This window comes from Lactonifactor sp. BIOML-A5 (assembly GCF_009677585.1).
Taxonomy (GTDB): domain Bacteria; phylum Bacillota; class Clostridia; order Lachnospirales; family Lachnospiraceae; genus Lactonifactor.
On the sequence record NZ_WKYV01000047.1, the window covers coordinates 1 to 19,128 of the forward strand.

Annotated in this window: 18 protein-coding genes and 1 other annotated feature; of the genes, 2 read left to right on the forward strand and 16 right to left on the reverse strand. The window is 45.8% G+C overall.

Annotation, left to right across the window (positions count from 1 at the left end; translation table 11 throughout):
• Positions 1-83 precede the first annotated feature (83 nt).
• From tyrS to GKG41_RS22390, 6 genes are all read right to left on the reverse strand, one after another.
• On the reverse strand, positions 84-1,304 hold the full coding sequence (gene tyrS, locus GKG41_RS22365; RefSeq protein ID WP_154262731.1) for a tyrosine--tRNA ligase: 1,221 nt from the start codon (positions 1,302-1,304) through the stop codon (positions 84-86).
• A 91-nt stretch (positions 1,305-1,395) separates the two neighbouring features.
• Positions 1,396-1,654, reverse strand: a binding site (T-box leader).
• Positions 1,655-1,747: 93 nt separating this feature from the next.
• Entirely contained in the window at positions 1,748-2,977 is a 1,230-nt protein-coding gene (locus GKG41_RS22370) for a HAMP domain-containing sensor histidine kinase (RefSeq protein ID WP_154262734.1), read from the reverse strand.
• A complete protein-coding gene (locus GKG41_RS22375) occupies positions 2,974-3,651 on the reverse strand; it encodes a response regulator transcription factor (RefSeq protein WP_154262738.1) in 678 nt (225 codons plus the stop codon). Before GKG41_RS22375 ends, GKG41_RS22370 begins: the two co-directional genes overlap by 4 nt.
• Before the next feature lie 118 nt (positions 3,652-3,769).
• On the reverse strand, positions 3,770-5,299 hold the full coding sequence (locus GKG41_RS22380; protein WP_154262742.1) for an AAA family ATPase: 1,530 nt from the start codon (positions 5,297-5,299) through the stop codon (positions 3,770-3,772).
• Positions 5,289-6,587 (reverse strand): VWA-like domain-containing protein, encoded by a 1,299-nt coding sequence (locus GKG41_RS22385; RefSeq protein ID WP_226904405.1) that lies wholly within the window; start codon positions 6,585-6,587, stop codon positions 5,289-5,291. The genes GKG41_RS22380 and GKG41_RS22385 overlap by 11 nt, the downstream gene beginning before the upstream one ends.
• A 48-nt stretch (positions 6,588-6,635) precedes the next feature.
• Positions 6,636-6,977: a hypothetical protein gene (locus GKG41_RS22390; RefSeq protein WP_154262744.1), complete on the reverse strand. Its 342-nt coding sequence runs from the start codon at positions 6,975-6,977 to the stop codon at positions 6,636-6,638.
• Between the two features lie 110 nt (positions 6,978-7,087).
• Between GKG41_RS22390 and rbr the strand changes: the two genes are divergently transcribed.
• Positions 7,088-7,678 carry a rubrerythrin gene (gene rbr / locus GKG41_RS22395; RefSeq protein WP_154262747.1) on the forward strand — a complete coding sequence of 197 codons (591 nt, stop codon included), beginning with the start codon at positions 7,088-7,090 and terminating at the stop codon, positions 7,676-7,678.
• 92 nt (positions 7,679-7,770) lie between these two features.
• Here rbr and GKG41_RS22400 read toward each other — a convergent pair whose 3' ends face one another.
• Positions 7,771-9,831: a penicillin-binding transpeptidase domain-containing protein gene (locus GKG41_RS22400; RefSeq protein ID WP_154262752.1), complete on the reverse strand. Its 2,061-nt coding sequence runs from the start codon at positions 9,829-9,831 to the stop codon at positions 7,771-7,773.
• A 220-nt stretch (positions 9,832-10,051) separates the two neighbouring features.
• Here GKG41_RS22400 and GKG41_RS22405 point away from each other — a divergent pair, with 220 nt between their 5' ends.
• Positions 10,052-10,597, forward strand: coding sequence for a hydrolase (locus GKG41_RS22405; protein ID WP_154262756.1), 546 nt, complete (start codon positions 10,052-10,054; stop codon positions 10,595-10,597).
• 58 nt (positions 10,598-10,655) lie between these two features.
• On the opposite strand, the gene GKG41_RS22410 is transcribed toward GKG41_RS22405, so the two are convergent.
• The 9 genes from GKG41_RS22410 to GKG41_RS22450 all read right to left on the reverse strand — a co-directional run bounded on the left by GKG41_RS22410 (position 10,656) and on the right by GKG41_RS22450 (position 18,976).
• A complete protein-coding gene (locus GKG41_RS22410; RefSeq protein ID WP_154262759.1) occupies positions 10,656-11,519 on the reverse strand; it encodes an NAD(P)-dependent oxidoreductase in 864 nt (287 codons plus the stop codon).
• 88 nt (positions 11,520-11,607) lie between these two features.
• Positions 11,608-12,876: a D-alanyl-D-alanine carboxypeptidase family protein gene (locus tag GKG41_RS22415; protein WP_154262762.1), complete on the reverse strand. Its 1,269-nt coding sequence runs from the start codon at positions 12,874-12,876 to the stop codon at positions 11,608-11,610.
• 71 nt (positions 12,877-12,947) lie between these two features.
• Positions 12,948-13,343 carry a DUF3783 domain-containing protein gene (locus GKG41_RS22420; RefSeq protein ID WP_154262766.1) on the reverse strand — a complete coding sequence of 132 codons (396 nt, stop codon included), beginning with the start codon at positions 13,341-13,343 and terminating at the stop codon, positions 12,948-12,950.
• A gap of 9 nt (positions 13,344-13,352) precedes the next feature.
• A complete protein-coding gene (locus tag GKG41_RS22425) occupies positions 13,353-14,576 on the reverse strand; it encodes an MFS transporter (protein WP_347563392.1) in 1,224 nt (407 codons plus the stop codon).
• Between the two features lie 36 nt (positions 14,577-14,612).
• A complete protein-coding gene (locus tag GKG41_RS22430) occupies positions 14,613-15,401 on the reverse strand; it encodes a zinc dependent phospholipase C family protein (RefSeq protein ID WP_154262772.1) in 789 nt (262 codons plus the stop codon).
• 14 nt (positions 15,402-15,415) lie between these two features.
• Positions 15,416-15,985 (reverse strand): SMC-Scp complex subunit ScpB, encoded by a 570-nt coding sequence (gene scpB / locus GKG41_RS22435; RefSeq protein ID WP_154262781.1) that lies wholly within the window; start codon positions 15,983-15,985, stop codon positions 15,416-15,418.
• A gap of 16 nt (positions 15,986-16,001) precedes the next feature.
• Positions 16,002-16,805 carry a segregation/condensation protein A gene (locus tag GKG41_RS22440; RefSeq protein ID WP_347563391.1) on the reverse strand — a complete coding sequence of 268 codons (804 nt, stop codon included), beginning with the start codon at positions 16,803-16,805 and terminating at the stop codon, positions 16,002-16,004.
• A 40-nt stretch (positions 16,806-16,845) separates the two neighbouring features.
• The gene (locus GKG41_RS22445) at positions 16,846-17,571 is read right to left on the reverse strand and encodes a metallophosphoesterase (protein ID WP_154262783.1); all 726 of its coding nucleotides are present in this window, start codon (positions 17,569-17,571) and stop codon (positions 16,846-16,848) included.
• Positions 17,572-17,785: 214 nt separating this feature from the next.
• The gene (locus tag GKG41_RS22450) at positions 17,786-18,976 is read right to left on the reverse strand and encodes a D-alanyl-D-alanine carboxypeptidase family protein (protein WP_154262787.1); all 1,191 of its coding nucleotides are present in this window, start codon (positions 18,974-18,976) and stop codon (positions 17,786-17,788) included.
• Positions 18,977-19,128 lie beyond the last annotated feature (152 nt).

A 19,128-nucleotide genomic window follows, 5' to 3' on the forward strand; every position in this document is an offset into this window, starting at 1 on the left:
ATAATTTTCAGGGGCAGGCGTGATTCGTATGAATCACGCCTGCCCCTGTGTAGGGCTATCTATTTCCCGACAGCCCCCATTTCCTATAAGGTTACTTTTCTGAAATTCTTTTTGCCTCTTTTTACTACAATTCCTTCCCCTCTCAGGGATTCTCCGGGAACCAGGTGCTTAATATCCGTTATCTTCTCTCCATCCACAGAGACACCTCCCTGTTCCACCGCACGTCTGCCTTCAGAGCGGGATGGCACTAAACCGGATTTCTGAAGAAGTGTGATAATGTCGATACTTCCGTCCGTAAGATCCTCCTCTTCCAGCTGTGAAGTAGGCATATTCGCCGCATTTCCCTTTGAAAACAGCGCCCTTGCGCCTTCCTGTGCTTTCTGGGCCTCCTCTTCACCGTGAACAAGATTGGTAAGTTCATAGGCCAGAATTTCCTTTGCCTGGTTCAGCTGGCTGCCTTCCCATTTGTCCATCTCGTCAATCTGCTCTATCGGAAGGAAAGTCAGCATACGCAGGCATTTCAGCACATCTGCATCCCCCACGTTTCTCCAGTACTGGTAGAAGTCAAAGGGTGATGTTTTCTTCGGATCCAGCCAAACAGCACCTGACTGGGTTTTACCCATTTTTTTGCCCTCTGAGTTCAAAAGCAGAGTTATGGTCATGGCATACGCATCTTTTCCCAGCTTTCTTCTGATAAGCTCTGTTCCTCCCAGCATGTTGCTCCACTGATCGTCCCCGCCAAACTGCATGTTGCAGCCGTATTTCTGGAACAGTGCATAAAAGTCATAGCTCTGCATGATCATGTAATTAAACTCCAGAAAGCTCAGTCCCTTTTCCATACGCTGCTTGTAGCACTCAGCCGTCAGCATCCGGTTCACACTGAAATGAGGGCCTACCTCCCTGAGAAGTTCGATATAATTTAGATCCATCAGCCAGTCCGCATTGTTGACCATCAGGGCCTTGCCCTCAGAAAAATCAATAAAGCGGCTCATCTGCTCTTTAAAACAGTCACAGTTGTGCTGGATGGTCTCAACTGTCATCATCTGGCGCATATCCGACCGTCCGGAAGGGTCGCCAATCATGCCGGTTCCTCCCCCAAGCAGGGCAATAGGTTTATTTCCGGCCATCTGCAGGCGCTTCATCAGGCATAATGCCATAAAATGGCCTACATGAAGGCTGTCTGCCGTGGGGTCAAACCCAATATAAAAGGTTGCCTTTCCGTTATTGACCAATTCCTTAATCTCTTCTTCATCTGTTACCTGTGCAATGAGGCCTCTTGCCTGCAGTTCTTCATAAACTGTCATCTCTGTTCTCCCTTTCTCTTTTAAACTTTTTATTCCATCTTGCAAGTTCTATAAGGATAAGAAAGCAAAAAAACTCCCGTCCTTCCCGTTACGAAAGGACGGGAGAGATTCCCGTGTTACCACCTTACTTCACAGCCAGTTCACACTGACTGCCTTATCAAGTACAGCATTCGTTGCGATACTTCTGCACGGTAACGTGTGCAATTCCGTCGCAGCCTACCAGCACAGTGCGTGCCTTCAGTGCGAAGCTCCAAGATGTATTCAGAATCAGTTTCTTCCTGCACCTCTCATCCGCCGGTTGCTTTCTGTAAGTTCCCCTGATTCCTACTTGTTCTTTTCTCTGCTTTTCTTTATCTTATACTCCGGGGACCTCCTTTTCGTGGGTCCTCTTCGTTATGCGACATATGAAATTAAATTCAGTATACAAACAGCATTCCCGTTTGTCAAGTATCAAATACAACAGAAACTGAGGTTCCTTCCTCTAAACTGCTCTTTATCTTAATTTTTCCCCTGTGATTTTCTGCAATTGTCCTGGCAATGGCCAGTCCCAGTCCGTATCCTCCTGCTTTTCTGGCTCTGGACTTGTCGGAGCGGTAAAACCGCTCAAATAAATGTTCCAGCTCTTCCTTCGGGATTACGTCCCCGGTGTTTTTTACCTCCAGATGAATCTTTTCCTGTTTTTTTTCCAGATTTACAGTTATCTTTCCTTTGGGCTTTACGTACTTGCAGGCATTGTCCAGAAGGATGGCAATCAGCTGCTTGATCTGCCCCTCATCCCCGAGGAGGGAGATTTCCGGGGAAATATTTTCTTCCAGAAGTACATCCCTTTCAAAAGCCAGGGGTTCAAAGGGCAGGATGCAGCTCCACAATACATTGCTCAGATCAAAGGCAGCGTATACCACAGGTGTCTGCATGGCATCGGATCTTGCAAGAAAAAGGAGATTGTCCAGGAGTTCCTTCATACGGGTGGCCTCTGTCTGTGTGTTTTCCAGCCATCTTTTTTCTTCTCTGATTGTGCTGTCCTGATGGCTGGAAAGAATGCTGAGATTGGCCAGAATCACGGTAAGAGGCGTTTTAAGTTCATGGGACGCATCTGCGATAAACTGCCGCTGCTGCTCCCAGGCTTTCTCCACCGGATTCAGCGCCCAGCGGGACAGAAAAAGGCTGATCACAAAAAAGGCAAGAAACCCTCCTGCAAATACCAGAGCACTGGCTGTAAGGAGATTTTTCATTCCATTCATTTCTCTGCTGGCATCCACAAAAGCGATGATATTCCCCTGTTCCGTCTTTTTTATCTGGTATCTCAGCTGGTAGCTGCGGAGCAGTCCCTTTTCTTCTCCATGGTTGAGCACTGTTTCTGCAATCTCTATTGCATCCTCCTGATCAATGTCAATTCCGCTGTCATCAATATTCAATATATTCCCTTCCCCATCCATGGTTATCACAAACAGAGGTCCCATATTTAAAGGGAGTTTTTCCCTCCTTGGCCCCATCTCCATTCTTGGCAGCAGGCTTCCCCTGCCTTCACTCAGAGCATGATTCAGAGCTATATCACTGTCCATCTGGTATTTTTTGTAGTTAGTAAAACACAGTACACCAAATACAATCAAAAGGACCAGAGTAACCAGAGACATATTTATGAGAATAAACTTTTTCCGAAGCTTTCTAATCATGCTTCCCCGGCCTCCAGCCTGTATCCCACCTTACGGATTGTTCCTATGGCTGCGCGGGAGCCTAAAAAGTTCAGTTTCTTTCTCAGAAACGATATATAGGCTTCCACATTATTATCCTCCACATCTGCCTCCACACCCCACACTTTTGTGATTAAAGTATCCTTCGATACGATAATTCTGGGATTTGACATTAGTATCTTCAGGATTTCGAATTCTTTATATCCTAAATGTATATTTTTTCCTCCGCACCAGAGGTCATTGGTAGACAGAACCAGCGTAAGGTCCTGAAACTCGAGTTCTTCCATAATCACCTCTCCCATGCGCCTGGTCAGTGCCCGTATTCTGGCCAAAAGTTCTTCTTTTACAAATGGCTTGGTCATATAATCGTCAGCCCCTTTATCAAGTCCCATAACTTTATCCTGTACCTCATCCCTGGCAGTAAGCATCAGGACTGGAACCTCTATTTTTTCTGCCCGAAGCTGCTTTACAATCTGGAATCCGTCCATCCCGGGAAGCATCACATCCAGCACCACCACGTCATACTGGCCGCTCAAGGCATAGCCAAGCCCCTCCCTCCCGTCATATACCACATCTGCCATATATTTTTCTTCCCGCATGATCTCGCCCAAAGCATCTGCCAGTCTGATCTCATCTTCTACAATTAATACATGCAATTTTTGTTCCCCGCTTTCCAGGTTATTCCCCATTCTGTCTCGATAGTACAAGAATAAAGTATCTGGCTGAAAATAGTCTGAAAGTCTTACGTCCACTCTACAGCCTGTACTGTTTATTCTATACCTGCCACTGGCGCTGAAGGCTTTCTATCTCCTGTTTCAGTTCCTCTTCCCTCTCCCGGAATAAAAGCTTTTTGCTGCAGGCAAAGTATTCCGGACAGCCGTGCCGGCGGATAAAGTCCATTCCTTCACGGTTTTTTGACAGCCCGGTGACAAACAATATCATCTCCTGGTCGTCCCCGAAGGTATCCTGCATAAAGTCAAAGGCTTTTTTCAGAGCCTTTTGGGTCCGGATGATTACTTGCTCTCTGCGTTCCGTCTCAAGGGTAAACAATGCACGTAGTTTTTCCATTGCCAGGTCTCCCCGGGTTAGTCTTTCCTTTTTTAAAACCTGCAGATATCCTTCCAGGATACGCAGCACTTTTGCCTCCAGTTCCTCTTCTTTAACTGATATTAGTTCCGCCTGTACCTTTACCTCCAGACTATGTCTCTGCTGTTCCAGGAAGTCTTCCAGAGTTTCTGTTCGGCTGTTATCAGAAAGCCAGTCCCTGACAGATAGCAATCGCTGATGTAGACGCTTTACCAAGGCTTCTGCTTCTGTATATCTGCCAAAGTACTCACCCAGCTGTTCCAAAAGAAGGCCGGCAATTGTCAGCCTCTCGTCAAAGGCAGCCTCCTGTCCCATAGCTACTTTCCGGGAGTATGCATCTGCAGCCAGTCTTTCCTCCAGCATCTCTGTAATCTGATAATCTCCCTGATATTTCTCATACAGCTGATAATAGGAGGCAAAATCTCTGGCAATGTCTTCTTTCTGCAGATACTGCACCATTAATTCTTCTGTTACAGGTATATTCAGTTCTTCGTAGCTCTTTATCATTTCTGACAAATCCTCCCAGCCTCTTGCAGTTACAAAGAATTTGCCCTCTGCAGTATTTTCTACAAGATAAAAGTTGTCTTTCTTGATATTCAGATACGACAGAATACCTCCGTGAATACGATTTTCGCAGGCATACTCCATCCAGGCGCTGCAGTCTGCCTCTACAAGGATCTTTTTTACCCGGTCCAGGGTGACAACATCAAACTCCCGGACTGACTTATTGTACTCAGGGGGATTCCCTGCCGCCACAATCACCCAGCCTTGGGGAACCTTATGACTTCCAAAGGTTTTATTCTGCAGAAACTGAAGCATCGTTGGAGCCAGAGTCTCTGAGACACAGTTAATCTCATCAATAAAAAGGATTCCTTCCTGATGTCCGGTGCGCTCAATGCACTCATATACAGAGGCGATAATCTCGCTCATGGTATATTCGGTGACCTGAAAGGATGTGCCCTGATAAACTCTCTCCTCAATTCTCGGAAGTCCTATAGCGCTCTGACGGGTGTGGTGGGTAATAGTATATGCCACCAGTCCCACACCGCATTCCTCTGCAATCTGCTCCATAATAGCTGTCTTTCCGATTCCCGGAGGCCCTATTAATAGTACCGGCCTCTGCCGGCTGCGGGGAAACAGGTACTCTTCCCTCTCGTTCTTTCGGGTATATGCCCGTATGGTATTCTTTATCTCCGTCTTTGCCTCTTTAATGTTCATGGGATCCTCCCTCTAAAATCAACTTCACAGCCCAGCCGGGCAGCATCTGCTGCTTCAGGCTTTCCTCCCGCAAAAATACAAACGCTGCCTCATAGTCCGGCTTCACCCTGGGGTAGATGCCGTCGCCGTCAGTAAAATATATCAGGGCTTTTAAATTTCTGATTTCTTTCTGCTCTTTCAGCTGCTCCACATAGTTAAAAACAGGGCGGAAATCAGTGCCTCCCCGGCCCTGGATCCGGATATGCTCCCGATAGTTTTTCCAGGTCTCCTGGCTGGTCACAACGGCCACATCCTGTATGTAGCAGTCACACTGTATAATATATACTTTCATTTTTTTAAAAAAGTTTTCTTTTTCGTTCAAGATTGCATATGTTTCTTCCAGGAATCTCTGTACCATTTCCCTGGAACAGGAACCAGAGGTGTCAATGGCAATGACAAGTTCCTCCAGCTTATGCCCCTCTTTGTATTCCAGAGGCTCAATCAGGGGCATATTTCCATAATGCTCCATCCCGTAATGATAAAATATATAGTCAAAGCTCTCTGTATCCAATTCGACTTCTTCTCTCGGTACTGCAAACCGTTTTAGAAAACGACGGTAGTCATATTTTCCTTTATGCAGTCTCTCCACGCAGTCAGACCGGTCCCCTTTCCGGCTTCCTGCTCTTTTACTCATCCCCTGCACATTCTGGCTGGTATAGGCTGTGATTTTCTCCCATTTATGCTTGATTGCTTCCAGTCTGCAGGGATCTGCCTTTTGTATCCAGAAATGATGGTCATCTCTCATAAACGCTGTCCTCAGCGTCTCCGCCGGCCAGGGGAACGCCTCTTTCTGAAGCATATGGTACAGGTTCTCAGCGGAAGCCGGAGTTCCCTGAAGCCAGGCCATGCAGTCCCTGGCTTCCGGTGCCAGGGGATATATAGCTCCTGCCATCCTTGCTGCCGTTATCTCTACCGCCATGTCACAGGCCAGATTCCACAGCAGGATTTCCCTGTCCGGCTTCTCTGCTATGTGCAGAAAGAGGCAGTGAAGTACCATATGAAGATATGCCGCCTTCACCCGGGCGGGGGACTCCCTGTAGCAATTCATCACATATTCCGGAGAATAGTAAACCCAATCCCCGTCCGTACCCCAGCTCCCCGTATCCTTACCCGCCTGAAACTGCAGCCCTCCCAATGCCGCGGGATACAGAGGAAACCTGGTAAAAAGCTCATTTCTGCAGTTTTCCCATATTTTCAGGCACAGAGACTCCTTTGCCTGTCTAAGCGACCGCTTCCTGTCTGCCTCCATTTATCCTCACCTTTTTTCGTTTTATAGTACATCTTTTGCCCGTTTTCATTAAAGAGGAAATTCCTCATCCTCAAAGGAAGAATTCTGCTCCTTCCAATGAAGCAGAAAAGTCATTGCCCCTATACTCCCCCTGTCTGCAGCCATGGAAATAAAAGAATCTATCAATTCTGTCTGCAGCCATCCCAGCTTTGCCGTACGAGCCAAAAGCTCCATATTTTCTTCCTCTATCAGCCGCTCCATCATAGGGCGAATTCTGCTTTTCAGATACCTTTCATAACGGTTTCTCAGCTCTTCATCTAAAGCCTCCCCTGAAAAATAGCGTTTCAGGGCAATATCCAGCTTAATTCTTCCCTGTCCAGACTCCAGAAATTTCAAATCCCGGGGATCCATGCGTCCGCCTCCCTTTCAGTTTCTATTCTTAAGCCATTATAACAAAAAATGCGTAAAATTTCTAATTCTGGTAAAAATATAGAGCATAAATATGGAAAGGATGAATTGTCATGTCAATTGATTTTAAAAACAGTGAAACAAAAGAGAACCTCATGCGTGCCTTTGCGGGAGAGAGCCAGGCCAGAAACCGCTATACCTTTGCTGCCTCCCAGGCAAAAAAAGAGAAGCTTCCTGTCATTGAGGCCGTGTTCACCTTTACCGCCAATCAGGAAAAAGAGCATGCAGAAATATTTTATAACCATTTAAAGGAACTGGCAGGAGAAACTATAACCGTGGATGGAACCTATCCGGTTGACATTCACAGCAGTGTAGAAAAACTTCTTCGTGCCGCACAGCATAATGAATATGAAGAACACGATGATGTATATAAAAACTTTGGTGATAAAGCAAAAGAAGAAGGATTTCCCAAAGTGGCTGCCTCCTTCCACATGATTGCAGAGATAGAAAAATTCCATGGAGATCGTTTTGGTAAGTTTGCCGAGTGGATGGAGCAGAACAAACTCTTTGTATCCGATGTGGAGACAGGCTGGATGTGCCTCAACTGCGGGTACATCTATCACGGAACCGAAGTGCCGAAGGAATGCCCTGTCTGTCATCACGAAAAAGGGTACTTTATTCGTCTGGAGCTGGCACCTTTCTAAACCTACCTAAAATGGGGACGTGTACTTTCTAGAAAGTACACGTCCCCATTTTAGACTCAGGGTGTCCCAAAATAGAACTGCCCTGTCCCTTTTTATTTATAGTTTGCAAAACATTCTCTCACCTTCGGCACTACGTAGTGGCTGCCTCCCCGGTCTTTCACATCTTCCACCATCATTCCTATGAGCAGACAGGAGTTCTCATCCCCATCCCGAATTCCCATAAAGTAACCCAGCTCTGTACCGCTGGTATCTTCCTTGGAGGCCTTTATCTCCGCTGTACCGGTCTTGCCTGCTATGGTTTTTCCCTCGATCATGGCTTCATGCCCGGTTCCATCCGGATGATCAACCACCTGAACCATATCATTCCACACTGTTTCCGCTGCCTCTTTGGTAAATACGTTTTCTTTCCAGTAGGCTGTTTTTTCTTCTTCCCCCTTTGTCAGATAAGGAGTTATCATGCTTCCGTCATTGGCAAAGGCAGAATACATAACCGCCAGGTGAAGGGGATTTACTAGAATTTTTCCTTGTCCATATCCGCTGTCAGCCAGTTCTGTCTCGCTTTGTATCTTTCCGTCTTCCCCATACGTTGAGGGTTTGTATTCCATTGTAAATGGAACGGTTTCATTGAATCCCACGGAATCAAGACCCTTCTGGAAATTCTCTGTTCCCATATCCAGGGCTGCCTGGGCAAAATAAATATTGTCGGAGTATACAAGGGCATTTTCCAGGTTTTTAGGACTATAGTCTGTCAGTGTGGTAACGTAATAATTCCCCCAGCTGCTGTCCTTCTGCCACTGCAGCCCCTCATACACCGCCTCTGTGCCGGCTGTCAGCGATCCCTGGGTCAGGCCCAGAGCCGCCACAATGGGTTTGAATGCAGACCCAGGCGCCCAGGTAGACCGACAGCGGTTGTACAAAGGTTTTGACGCGTCATTATTCAATTCCTCCCAAGCTCTGCTGGTGTAGCCCATCACAAAATCATTGGGATTATAAGCCGGCGTGCTCACCAGCGCCAATACTTCCCCTGTTTTCGGGTTCATGGCAACTCCCCAGCCTTTATCTTCAGCCAGCTGACGGTACATCTGCGACTGAAGAATGGAATCTATTGTCAGGGTAATGTCCTTTCCATCCTCCCCTTTTTGTTCCACAATTACAAATTTCTCATTTCCATCACTGTCCACAACAGACACTTTACACCCTGTGGTCCCATGAAGCTGTTTTTCATAGACCTTCTCAATGCCCCCTTTCCCAATCTGGCTGGTGGCGGTATAACCTTCGCCGGCATGTTCTTCCAGTTCCTCCGCTGTGATATTCTGTGTATAGCCCACAACCTGAGCGGCCGACTGCCCTAAGGGATAATACCGCACGGCTGTATCTGATATCTTGACGCCCGGAATTGTGAGAAGCTGTGCCTTCAGCGCCTCCTCTGTCTTAGCCACAGTGCGGATAGGTACAAATAAATCATCTTTCACCCAGTTTGCGCTTAAAGCTGTTTCGATCTTCTCTGTGCTCACATCCAGATACTCTGCGATCTGAGCAATTGCTCCCTCCCTGTCTTCCGGTAGTTTCCCGGGGACAATTCCAACCGAGGATGCGGTTCCCTCACCTGCCAGCATTACCCCGTTTCTGTCGTATATATTTCCACGTTTGGGATAACTTGTCTCTGCTTTTATCTCTTCTCCTTCTTTCAGATGAGGATGCAGATCCTGTACCGACCAGTTCAGCATATACATCTTGTCTTTATTTTTAGAAAAAATAGCACTGTTCTCAAAGGATAGCTCCCCCGCCAGCGTACTCATAGTGAGCTGATAGGAGAGTGTCCGGGCGCTTTCTCTCTTGGAATTGGATTTGTCATCCTCCTCAATGGAAATCTTGATTTGATTTGCCTCCATGCTGCCGTAAAAATTTTGATTCTTTTCTATAAATGCTTCCTCTGAAATTGTACTCTGACTATCTTCTGAGAGCATATGGTACATTTTTTCATATTCTTTGTCATTGACGAACTGAAAATACTGTTTCAGTCTCTTTTCCGGCGTCTCAATTTTACTGTTTTGATACAGGAAGAACCCTATGACCCCTCCCAAAACCAGAACCGCTGCGATTATGATAATTGCTGCCGCCTGCTTCGGCGAAACCTTTTTATTCTGTTCCATTCTATTCCCCTCCTGGATGGTGTCTGACTGTCATTGTTACTATAAAAATGTGTTACTGTTCGTTCCGTTCTCAGTAACACGCTTCGCGGGACAGTCGTGTATGAACAGTAACTAACATGTATTGTAATATTATCTTTCGTCCGTGTCAATTTGTCTTTCCCTTTCCTTTGTGTTATCATATTGCTATTATAAGTATTGACCAAAGGAGGGATTCATTATCATGACACGAGAGGAAGCATGGAATCTTCTGACCGAATATAACCAGGAAGAGTTCCATTTGGAACACGCACAGATAGTAGAAAATGTAATGAGGTATTTTGCCAGGGAGTTAGGATATGCCCAGGAAGAGGAGTTTTGGGGCATTGTGGGCCTTCTTCACGATCTGGATTTTGAGCAGTTTCCCCAGGAGCACTGTACCAAATCTCAGGAAATTATGGCAGAACGAAAGATAGATCCCGCGATTATCCGTGCCACCGCAAGCCATGGATATGGAATAACCGTAGATATAAAGCCTGAGCATGAAATGGAAAAAATATTATTTGCCACGGATGAACTTACAGGTCTCATTGGAGCTGTTGTAAGGATGCGTCCTTCACACAGTGTACAGGATTTGGAAGTAAAGTCTGTAAAAAAGAAATTCAAAACCCCAAAATTTGCAGCCGGCTGCTCCAGAGAAATAATTCAGCAGGGTGCCGACATGCTGGGATGGACCCTGGATGAGCTGATGGAAAGGACCATTCAGGCTCTCCGGACATTCCAGGAGTAGCTGCCCGGCCATAAAAAGGAGACTCTCCCTTGTGGGGAAAGCCTCCTTTTGTTGTGATTTATTTTTCATAATAACGAATCAAAGCCTGCGTTCCCAGATCCTCCATTCCCTTTTGAGACAGCTGCTCATACATATTCAAAACCTCTTCCAGAACAGGCATGGAAACTTCCCTGTCCCTCCCCTCTTCTGCTGCGATCTTCATATCCTTAATATAATGTTTCATAAAAAATCCAGGTTGGAAATCTCCACTTAAAATCTTGGGTGCTATGTTGCTCATCTGCCAGCTTCCCGCTGCCCCCTGACTGATGCTGTCCAGCATCACCTGCAGATCAAGACCTGCCGCTTTTCCGTATGTAAGGGCCTCACACACGCCTGCCAATGCCCCTCCTAGGGCAATCTGGTTTGCCATCTTGGTATGCTGTCCGCTGCCTGCCGTTCCCTCATAGTGAATGGTCTTTCCCATGGCCTGAAACAGCTCCTCACACGCCTCAAAATCTTCTCTGGTTCCTCCGGCCATGATGGACAGTGTCCCATTTGCAGCGCCAACATCCCCTCCGGATACCGGCGCATCTAAAGCTTTAAGGCCTCGTTTGACCGCCTCCATATTGATCCGCACGGATAGTTTGGGGCTGGTAGTAGTCATGTCAATAAGATATGCCCCTTTGGCAGCATTGGCAAGAATACCCCTCTTTGAGAAATACACTTCTTCTACATCTTTGGGATATCCCACCATAGTAATCACTGCCTCCTGCTCCCTGACGCACTCCGCAATCGTATCCCTCCACTGGGCCCCCTCCCGGATCAAGTCTGCTGCTTTCTCCTTTGTTCTGGTGTAAACAGTAAGCTCATAGCCGGCCTTCATCAAATTACGAGCCATCCCTTTGCCCATAACACCGATTCCTATAAAACCTATCTTTTTCATCTGTCTCTCCTCTTTTCACTGTCATTTCTGGTGGTATTTTCTTTCTACTATAGCACATTGAAATGGGACAGACAAGCTTGCAGTGCTTCTAAAAGCCCAACAGGAATTTCTCCCCCACCTTCCCAAAGCACCACTGGAAATCTAATTCTCCCACTGACTTAGATGCCACGATAGGATACTCCTGTATCACCTCGCCGTTCAGCTTATACTGTACACTTCCTACTGTCTGATGCTCTTTCACAGGTGCAGTCAGGGATTTGGGGATATCATAGATAATGTCCACCTGCTCATCCTTTCGAAGAAGCATAGTGAGGCTTTCGTCTCCCTCCGTATCTACAGAAACCGGCACATAAGCCTTTTGGGACATTTTGCCCGTAGAAGATATTCCATCTTTTACAAATACATCCTGCATCTCTTTATCCTGGTCCATAACATTTTGATAGGAGTAATTATCCAGTCCGTAAGTCATCAGCTTCTTCGTGTCACTCCATTTATACCCCTTATTATTCGGCCAACCACAGGCCAGAAGAGCTACAATAAACGTCTTGCCGTCCCGGTTCAGTGCTCCTACATAACAGTACCCCGCTTTTGCCGTAAATCCGGTTTTCCCGGACAAGGCACCGTCCATCATAGAGAGGAACGCATTATGATTGTTGCAGCTATATGAACTTTTTCCCTCCAGATCTGAGAAGCTGTAAGATGCCGTTCTGGTCACCTCCAGAAACTCCTCCTTTTTAGGAGACTCTGTAATGCAGTATTTCATAATCCGCGCCAAATCCGCCGCTGTTGTGGAATGTACCTTCTGCACACTGGTTACCTGGCCCTCTGCATCCGTCTCCTCCAGTGTTTTAGAGGCATCCAGGCCGTTGGGTGTGATAAAATAGGTATCCCTGCATCCAAGCTCCTGGGCTTTTTGGTTCATCAAATCCGTAAATCCCTCCACGGATCCGCCGATATGCTCTGCAATAAGGACAGCTGCGTCATTGTGAGATTCCAGCATCAGGGAATACAGAAGATCCCCTAATCGGAACTGCTGGCCCTCCCGGACCCCCAGATGTACTTTCGGCTGGGAGGCCGCATAGGCGGAAGCCGTTACCGTGTCCTCCATATTTCCCTGTTCCAGAGCCACAATGCAGGTCATGATCTTGGTTGTGCTGGCCATTGGTTTGGCCTCATAGCCGTTCTTTTCAAAGAGAACCCGCCCGGAATCTCCGTCCATCAGCACAGCGGAAACCGCATATAGTCCTGATGGCTCCTCCACCGTATCTTCTGTGCCTTCCGCATAGACAGGAACAGCACCAAACACTCCTGCCGTCAATGTAAATATTGTAATCCATACAAAAAAAAGTCTCTTCATAGACTCCTCACTCAAAGCAATATATAAAACTATATGCAGACAAAGTTAAAAAAATGAGTGTGTCCCCAGCCTTAAGCCTGGCCGGGAGCACCGCTCATCTTTTCATGTTCACTCTTTAATTCTTCATACAGCTCAAGAGAATTCCATTCTCGATTCGTATCCGTCAGCACTGCCTTCAGATTTACCTTTTCCAGCCTTTCCCTTCGAAATGCACGCAGCAGATCGTTCAGCTGCCCATCGGTGAATCCTTTTAGTACCATCATTTCCTCTGAAAACCCCGGCCCTTCGTAGGTTCCAGCACATTTCTCCATACCCGGAATCTTTGCCAGGGCGCCCACAGGCTGGAGATACTCTGGAGGGGTCACTGTAATAATTTTAGCTCCCAGGCGGACACAGATAAATTTTATTTTCTGTTTTCGCCCGGGCTCTGTAATATTGTATAGCAATACGGTACATCCTGGGTTCATTCCATCACCTCACCCTTCTATTTTAGTTGTCTTACGAAATGCAATGAGTCCAACCACAAACATCAGCGCCAGCATGAATACCCCTGTTTTAGAACTTCCACTCAGCTGTGTGGATATTCCCATAAGCATCGTCCCCATAAAGGCTGCCCCCTTGCCAAAAATATCATAAAACCCAAAATATTCGCTGGATTTTTCCTTTGGAATTATCTTCGCAAAATAAGAACGGGACAGTGCCTGAATGGCCCCCTGAAATACCGCCACGCACACCGCAAGAAACCAGAATTCCCATGCCTTATCCAGCTGCAGGGCAAACAACGCAATCCCAAGATACCCCAGAATAGAGATCATGATCAGGTTCTCGCTTTTAAACCGCTTGGAAAATCTTGCAAACAATATGGAACAGGGGAACGCCACAACCTGCGTTAGAAGCAAGGCTAAAAGCAGATGCGTATCGCTGATTCCCACGTCTTTTCCATAGGAGGTTGCAAGGTCGATAATGGTATATACTCCATCAATATAAAAGAAAAATGCAATGAGAAAAAATAAAACCTTTTTATTTTTGCCAATATGTGTCAATACATTCCCCAGCCTGACGAAACTATCCCGCACAGGGGTATCTGACACCTCGATCCAATGTGTCTGCTGATAATTCTTCAGAAGGGGAAGTGTTACAAAAAACCACCAGGCACCTGTAATGGCAAATGCGATCATAGTGGCTGTCACCCCTGAGATTCCAATTGCATCTGCTCCAAGTATCAGTAGGAGTGAAGCGACAAAGGGAATGCAGCTGCCGATATATCCCCAGGCATACCCATGGGAAGAGACAACGTCCATACGCTCGTCTGTAGTAACGTCGATCAGCATAGAATCGTAAAATATAAGACTCATATTATAGCTTGCCTTTGCGATTACAAGAACGATTAAGAAAGCCAGCCACTGTTTGGGAATCATCAGGCTCAGACAGCCAATAACGCCAAGTATAAAAAACGCCGCAAACAAAGGCTTTTTATAATTACGGGTATCCGCCAGTGTGCCGAAGACCGGTCCCATCACTGCAACCAGTACGGTACAGGCTGACAGCGCATAGCTTAAATATGCGGTAGAATCCGCCAGTGAGATTCCAGCCTGAGAAGCAAGATTTTTAAAATAAATGGGAATGATTGTGGTGCACAGCATTACAAAGGCGGAATTTCCAACATCGTACAGAATCCACTGTTTTTCCAACCTGCTCATCTTATCCATGCTTTTGTCCTTTTCTTTCTCCATATTCTATTCAAAGTTGCGGTAAAAACGTTCACTGAGTTCTTCCCTTCCCATCATGCACTCATAGAGGTTCCCCAGGGCTTCTGCGGCCTCGTCAACTGCCTTCTGATACATGACAACCAGCTCTTCATTGGACGCTTCACACTGAGGGTTCTTATGCTTTCTCATAACCTGGCCCTCCATTGAATCATAGCACCCCAGAACTTTTAAAAGAAGCAGCAGCAGTTTCCTCTTACATTCTGTTTTGCATACTAAAATACCTGTATAGAACTTCATCCCTTTCAGGGAATCCCAAACCTCCTCCGGGCGGATGGATGGAAACAGTGAACTGATAATTTCGTTTCCCTTCCGGGTAGGGCAGATAGACACAGCCGGGTGATAGGTAAATGGATTTTTATGCTCCTGCTCCATAAACATCCGGTCCAGTTCCGTCTCAATTTCCGCATGTGACACCCCTGTGATTCTCTGGTATTCCCATATATAGGGGTGGCAGGCACTGTCCAGAATATAATGACAGGCAAATCCCAGGAGATAGGACATCATTTTATCTGAGGGCCGTTCCTGAACTTTTTTAATCCCTCTCTGAAAAAACGATGCTGCTATTTTTTCATGCACTTCCATGGCAGTCCTATTAACTTTATTTTTGCCGAAAGGTTTATAGTAAAAAAAGATGTCCGGTCCGTGCAGGCCGATGAGATACAAACTCTTAGATTTTCTTATAACATCTTTCAGGTTGTCTGGAAGCTTTTTGAATACTTCCTTTCCAAATAAATCATGAGTATATGTTGTTGGCATAAATTTTCTCCTTATTATATATCCAGCTTCAGCTGTACTTCCTCCTCAGCCTCTGCCTTAAAATCTTCCAGCTGTACCGGATCCAGAATCGGCAGATCGTCTAGACCCTGAACGCCAAAATTTCTCAGAAATTCTTCTGTGGTCCCGAACAAAATGGGGCGTCCCGGCGCGTCCAGTCTTCCCAGCTCCTTGACCAGGCGGTATTCTACCAGCTTATTCACCGCGTGATCGCTTTTCACCCCTCTGATTTTTTCAATTTCCTGCTTTGTTACCGGCTGTTTGTAAGCGATGATCGACAGGGTTTCCAGCATAACATCCGTAAGGACGGCTTTTTTAGGCTGCAGCGCCAGCCGCACCAGATAGTCATAATATTCCTGTTTCGTGCACATCTGAAAGGAATTTTCCAGCTCAATAATTTTAATTCCGTGACCCTCTTCCTCATAACGAAGCATCATATTCCGGATAATTTTTCTGGTGGTATCTGTATCATGTTCTATGGCATTGGCAATTTTTGTTATCTCAACTGCCTCTCCCGCAGCAAAAAGCAGGGCTTCAATGGCACCCTCTATATGCTTTATCTCCATCTGCCTTCCTCTTTTCTTACAATGTTTCTATATAGATATCATCAAAAAGCCGCTCCTGGCTAATCCATATCTTCCCGGTCTTCATCAGCTCCAGAACAGCCAGAAAGGTAACCACAATCTGCGTCTTGCTTGCCTGCTTCTGCAGCAGATTGCGGAAGCTGAACTTTTTATGGGTATTGGCGTATTCCTCCACATAATTCATTTTATCGGGGAGACTGACCTCTTCCCTCTCGATCTTTCCGAACTTGCTTCGGATGGGATCCAGCTTGTCCTCCTGACGGCGTATAATAGATTTAAATATTTTATTCAGCTGAGCCAATGTGATTCCCTCCAGAAGCTGAGAGGGATCTGCAGGCTCTCTGTATTCCAGCACCTCTTCCGGGATCGTAGGCTTTTTATATATTGAACGTGCAGCTTCAGCCATTCTGTCTTTCAGTTCATAAGACATATATTTATACATCTTATATTCCAGCAGCTGCTGTACCAGTTCATCCCTGGGATCCTCTTCCTCCCCCTCTTCATTTATCTCCCGGGGAAGGAGCATTCTGCATTTTATTGAGATCAGAGTAGCCGCCATGACCATAAATTCGCTCATGACATTCAAGTCCTCTTCCTGCATCCTGCGAATGTACTCCAAATATTGCTCTGTAATTTCCACAATGGGAATATCATAAATGTTAACTTTGTTCTTTTCAATCAGGTGAAGCAAAAGATCCAGCGGACCCTCAAACACCTGCAGTTTGACGGGAATTCCCATAGTAACCCTCATTTCCTGCATCAGCAGAGTGCCTTTACCGCACCCGCCTTCATTTCTAGACATTCGAAGCTAATTTTACAACATTTACAAGGAAAAGTCCATACTACACTTCCGGCTTCAGTCTAATTACAAGCATTTCTCTGGGATTAAAGATTCTGAGGGGAATGGTATGCTCCCCCATTCCTGCACTGACTACTGCATATTTTCCCTCTTTTGTAAATAGTCCATGGCAGTATTTGGGGAATAAGGTCATATACGGGCTGATTAATCCGTTGGTAAACGGAAGCCGCACCATTCCCCCATGGTAGTGTCCGGACAATGCAAGGTCAGCCCCCCAATCCAGGTAAGCGTCTGTAAACCTGGGATTATGTGCAAGAAGAATATTATAGGCACTCTCCTCTGGTTTGCCCAGCAGCAGATTCAGTTCCCGCTGGGACAGGCCATGTCTCCTCTTTCTCTCATAATACTTCATTGGGAGTTCAAGTCCGTAAATATTGACAGACGTTTTTTTGTCTTTCAGAGTGATATGTTGATTTTCCAGGAGAATCACCCCGGCCTTTTGCAGCTCTCTTTCATATCTCTGATACTGATGCTCAAACCGTTCCGGATTAACCTTCATTCTGTACTCATGATTACCCAGACTATAGTAGACAGGGCAGCATCCCACAGCCTGTCTCACAAAGGATAAGGCAGGCAAAACGGATACCCCCGGCTTACCTATAAGCAAATCTCCTCCGATCAGAATACCATCCGGGTTCTCCTGGTATATTTTTTTCACCAGGACCTCATTGTCCTCCCCGAAACAAACATTGTGCAGATCGCTTATCATAAGAAACTTCCATGGTTCTCTGATTTTTGGGGAACTGAATTCATATTCCGCTGTTATAAACTTTTTCACTGCTAATTTCTATTCCTTTTCCATCAATTTTACTCTTAACTATACACTACTTTTCCCTCCGGCGCAATTTCGGATACTTTTTCCAACACAAAAGCAGAATATGCAAAGAGAGTTCCTCTTTATATATTCTGCTTTTTTTCAAAATTTATGACGATTCTGCTACCAGCCAATCCTGAACAGATTTTTTGACATAATCAAAATAATTCGATTTTTCCACATCTGTTTTAAATACAATGTCAACAGATCCTATCTTTTCTCCGTCCAGATAATACTCCGCGGTTCCCGCTTTATCTCCCTTTTTCACCGGAGCCGTCACTTCTTTTTTCAGCTTGATTTTCTTTTCTATCTTATCAAATGACTGCCCTTTGGTATCCAGGTACTGAAATGGCCCCTGGTATTGACATTGGGCTTCCCCGGCTATGGATTTCTTTACTGTTACAGGCTTTAACTCATCCTTATTCTCATCCGTGTACATATTACAGCTTCCAAAGCCAAGATTCAGCATAGCTGCTGCGTCCTTAAAACGAACTTTATAGTCCGGAGCTGTCATCACTACACTGATTAACGTAATTCCATCCCGTTTTGCCACAGCCGACACACAGTATTTTGCTATACTTGTGCTTCCTGTTTTCAGGCCTACACACCCGTCATAACCCCTTACCAGTTTATTAGTATTCGTAAGGCAAAATTCCTTTGTCCCCTGGGCAGTCACATGTGTTATATCTTCCATCCAGATAGAGGAATAGTCCAAAATTTTCGGATACTTGGTAATTAACTCCCTGGACATCAAAGCCACATCATTTGCCGTTGTATAATGATTGGAAGATTCTGTGAGACCGCAGCAATCTTCAAAATTTGTATTTTCCATTCCTAATCCTTTTGCTCTTTCGTTCATCCTCTTTACAAATTCACTCTCACTTCCTGCAATGTTTTCTGCCATAGCAACACTGGCGTCATTTCCCGAGGCTACTACGATACACTTTATCATAGTTTCCACCGTCTGTTTTTCCCCCTCCTCCAAGAACACCTGGGAACCGCCCATTGACTTTGCATGGGCACTGGTAACAACCTCATCCTCCATATGTAAGGTTCCCTTCTCCAATTCGTCAAATATGAGGATCAGTGTCATAATCTTGGTAATACTGGCGGGGCTAACCTGGGTATCCTTATCCTTCTCATAAATTATCGTCCCTGTACTTGCCTCCATTAAAACCGCATGGGGCGCTGTAATCAGCTCCCCGCTTTCCGTCTCAGCAGTTTCAGCTAATACAAGGGCAGGAGTGATACTGAAAAAAATAGTAAGAATTGAAAGAAGAACTGCTAACTTCCGGGCCATGATTATCTCCTAGATATGCTTTCTACTATTAGTTTAAGCGGGGGGGAGGGGAAATATTACAAATAATAGTTTTGAGTAATAGTTTTGTGTATGTGAAGTTCGGGGTTATGCAGTCGGCGAGCAAGGCGTTGCAGACGGACGGATATAGAAGG

Excerpts from the sequence above, each read along its gene's own strand:
- tyrS (WP_154262731.1), bottom strand. The coding sequence starts at position 1,304 with ATGACAGTTTATGAAGAACTGCAGGCAAGAGGCCTCATTGCACAGGTA.
- GKG41_RS22370 (WP_154262734.1), bottom strand. The coding sequence starts at position 2,977 with ATGATTAGAAAGCTTCGGAAAAAGTTTATTCTCATAAATATGTCTCTG.
- GKG41_RS22380 (WP_154262742.1), bottom strand. The coding sequence starts at position 5,299 with ATGAACATTAAAGAGGCAAAGACGGAGATAAAGAATACCATACGGGCA.
- GKG41_RS22385 (WP_226904405.1), bottom strand. The coding sequence starts at position 6,587 with ATGGAGGCAGACAGGAAGCGGTCGCTTAGACAGGCAAAGGAGTCTCTG.
- GKG41_RS22390 (WP_154262744.1), bottom strand. The coding sequence starts at position 6,977 with ATGGATCCCCGGGATTTGAAATTTCTGGAGTCTGGACAGGGAAGAATT.
- rbr (WP_154262747.1), top strand. The coding sequence starts at position 7,088 with ATGTCAATTGATTTTAAAAACAGTGAAACAAAAGAGAACCTCATGCGT.
- GKG41_RS22400 (WP_154262752.1), bottom strand. The coding sequence starts at position 9,831 with ATGGAACAGAATAAAAAGGTTTCGCCGAAGCAGGCGGCAGCAATTATC.
- GKG41_RS22405 (WP_154262756.1), top strand. The coding sequence starts at position 10,052 with ATGACACGAGAGGAAGCATGGAATCTTCTGACCGAATATAACCAGGAA.
- GKG41_RS22410 (WP_154262759.1), bottom strand. The coding sequence starts at position 11,519 with ATGAAAAAGATAGGTTTTATAGGAATCGGTGTTATGGGCAAAGGGATG.
- GKG41_RS22415 (WP_154262762.1), bottom strand. The coding sequence starts at position 12,876 with ATGAAGAGACTTTTTTTTGTATGGATTACAATATTTACATTGACGGCA.
- GKG41_RS22420 (WP_154262766.1), bottom strand. The coding sequence starts at position 13,343 with ATGAACCCAGGATGTACCGTATTGCTATACAATATTACAGAGCCCGGG.
- GKG41_RS22425 (WP_347563392.1), bottom strand. The coding sequence starts at position 14,576 with ATGAGCAGGTTGGAAAAACAGTGGATTCTGTACGATGTTGGAAATTCC.
- GKG41_RS22430 (WP_154262772.1), bottom strand. The coding sequence starts at position 15,401 with ATGCCAACAACATATACTCATGATTTATTTGGAAAGGAAGTATTCAAA.
- scpB (WP_154262781.1), bottom strand. The coding sequence starts at position 15,985 with ATGGAGATAAAGCATATAGAGGGTGCCATTGAAGCCCTGCTTTTTGCT.
- GKG41_RS22440 (WP_347563391.1), bottom strand. The coding sequence starts at position 16,805 with ATGTCTAGAAATGAAGGCGGGTGCGGTAAAGGCACTCTGCTGATGCAG.
- GKG41_RS22445 (WP_154262783.1), bottom strand. The coding sequence starts at position 17,571 with ATGATAAGCGATCTGCACAATGTTTGTTTCGGGGAGGACAATGAGGTC.
- GKG41_RS22450 (WP_154262787.1), bottom strand. The coding sequence starts at position 18,976 with ATGGCCCGGAAGTTAGCAGTTCTTCTTTCAATTCTTACTATTTTTTTC.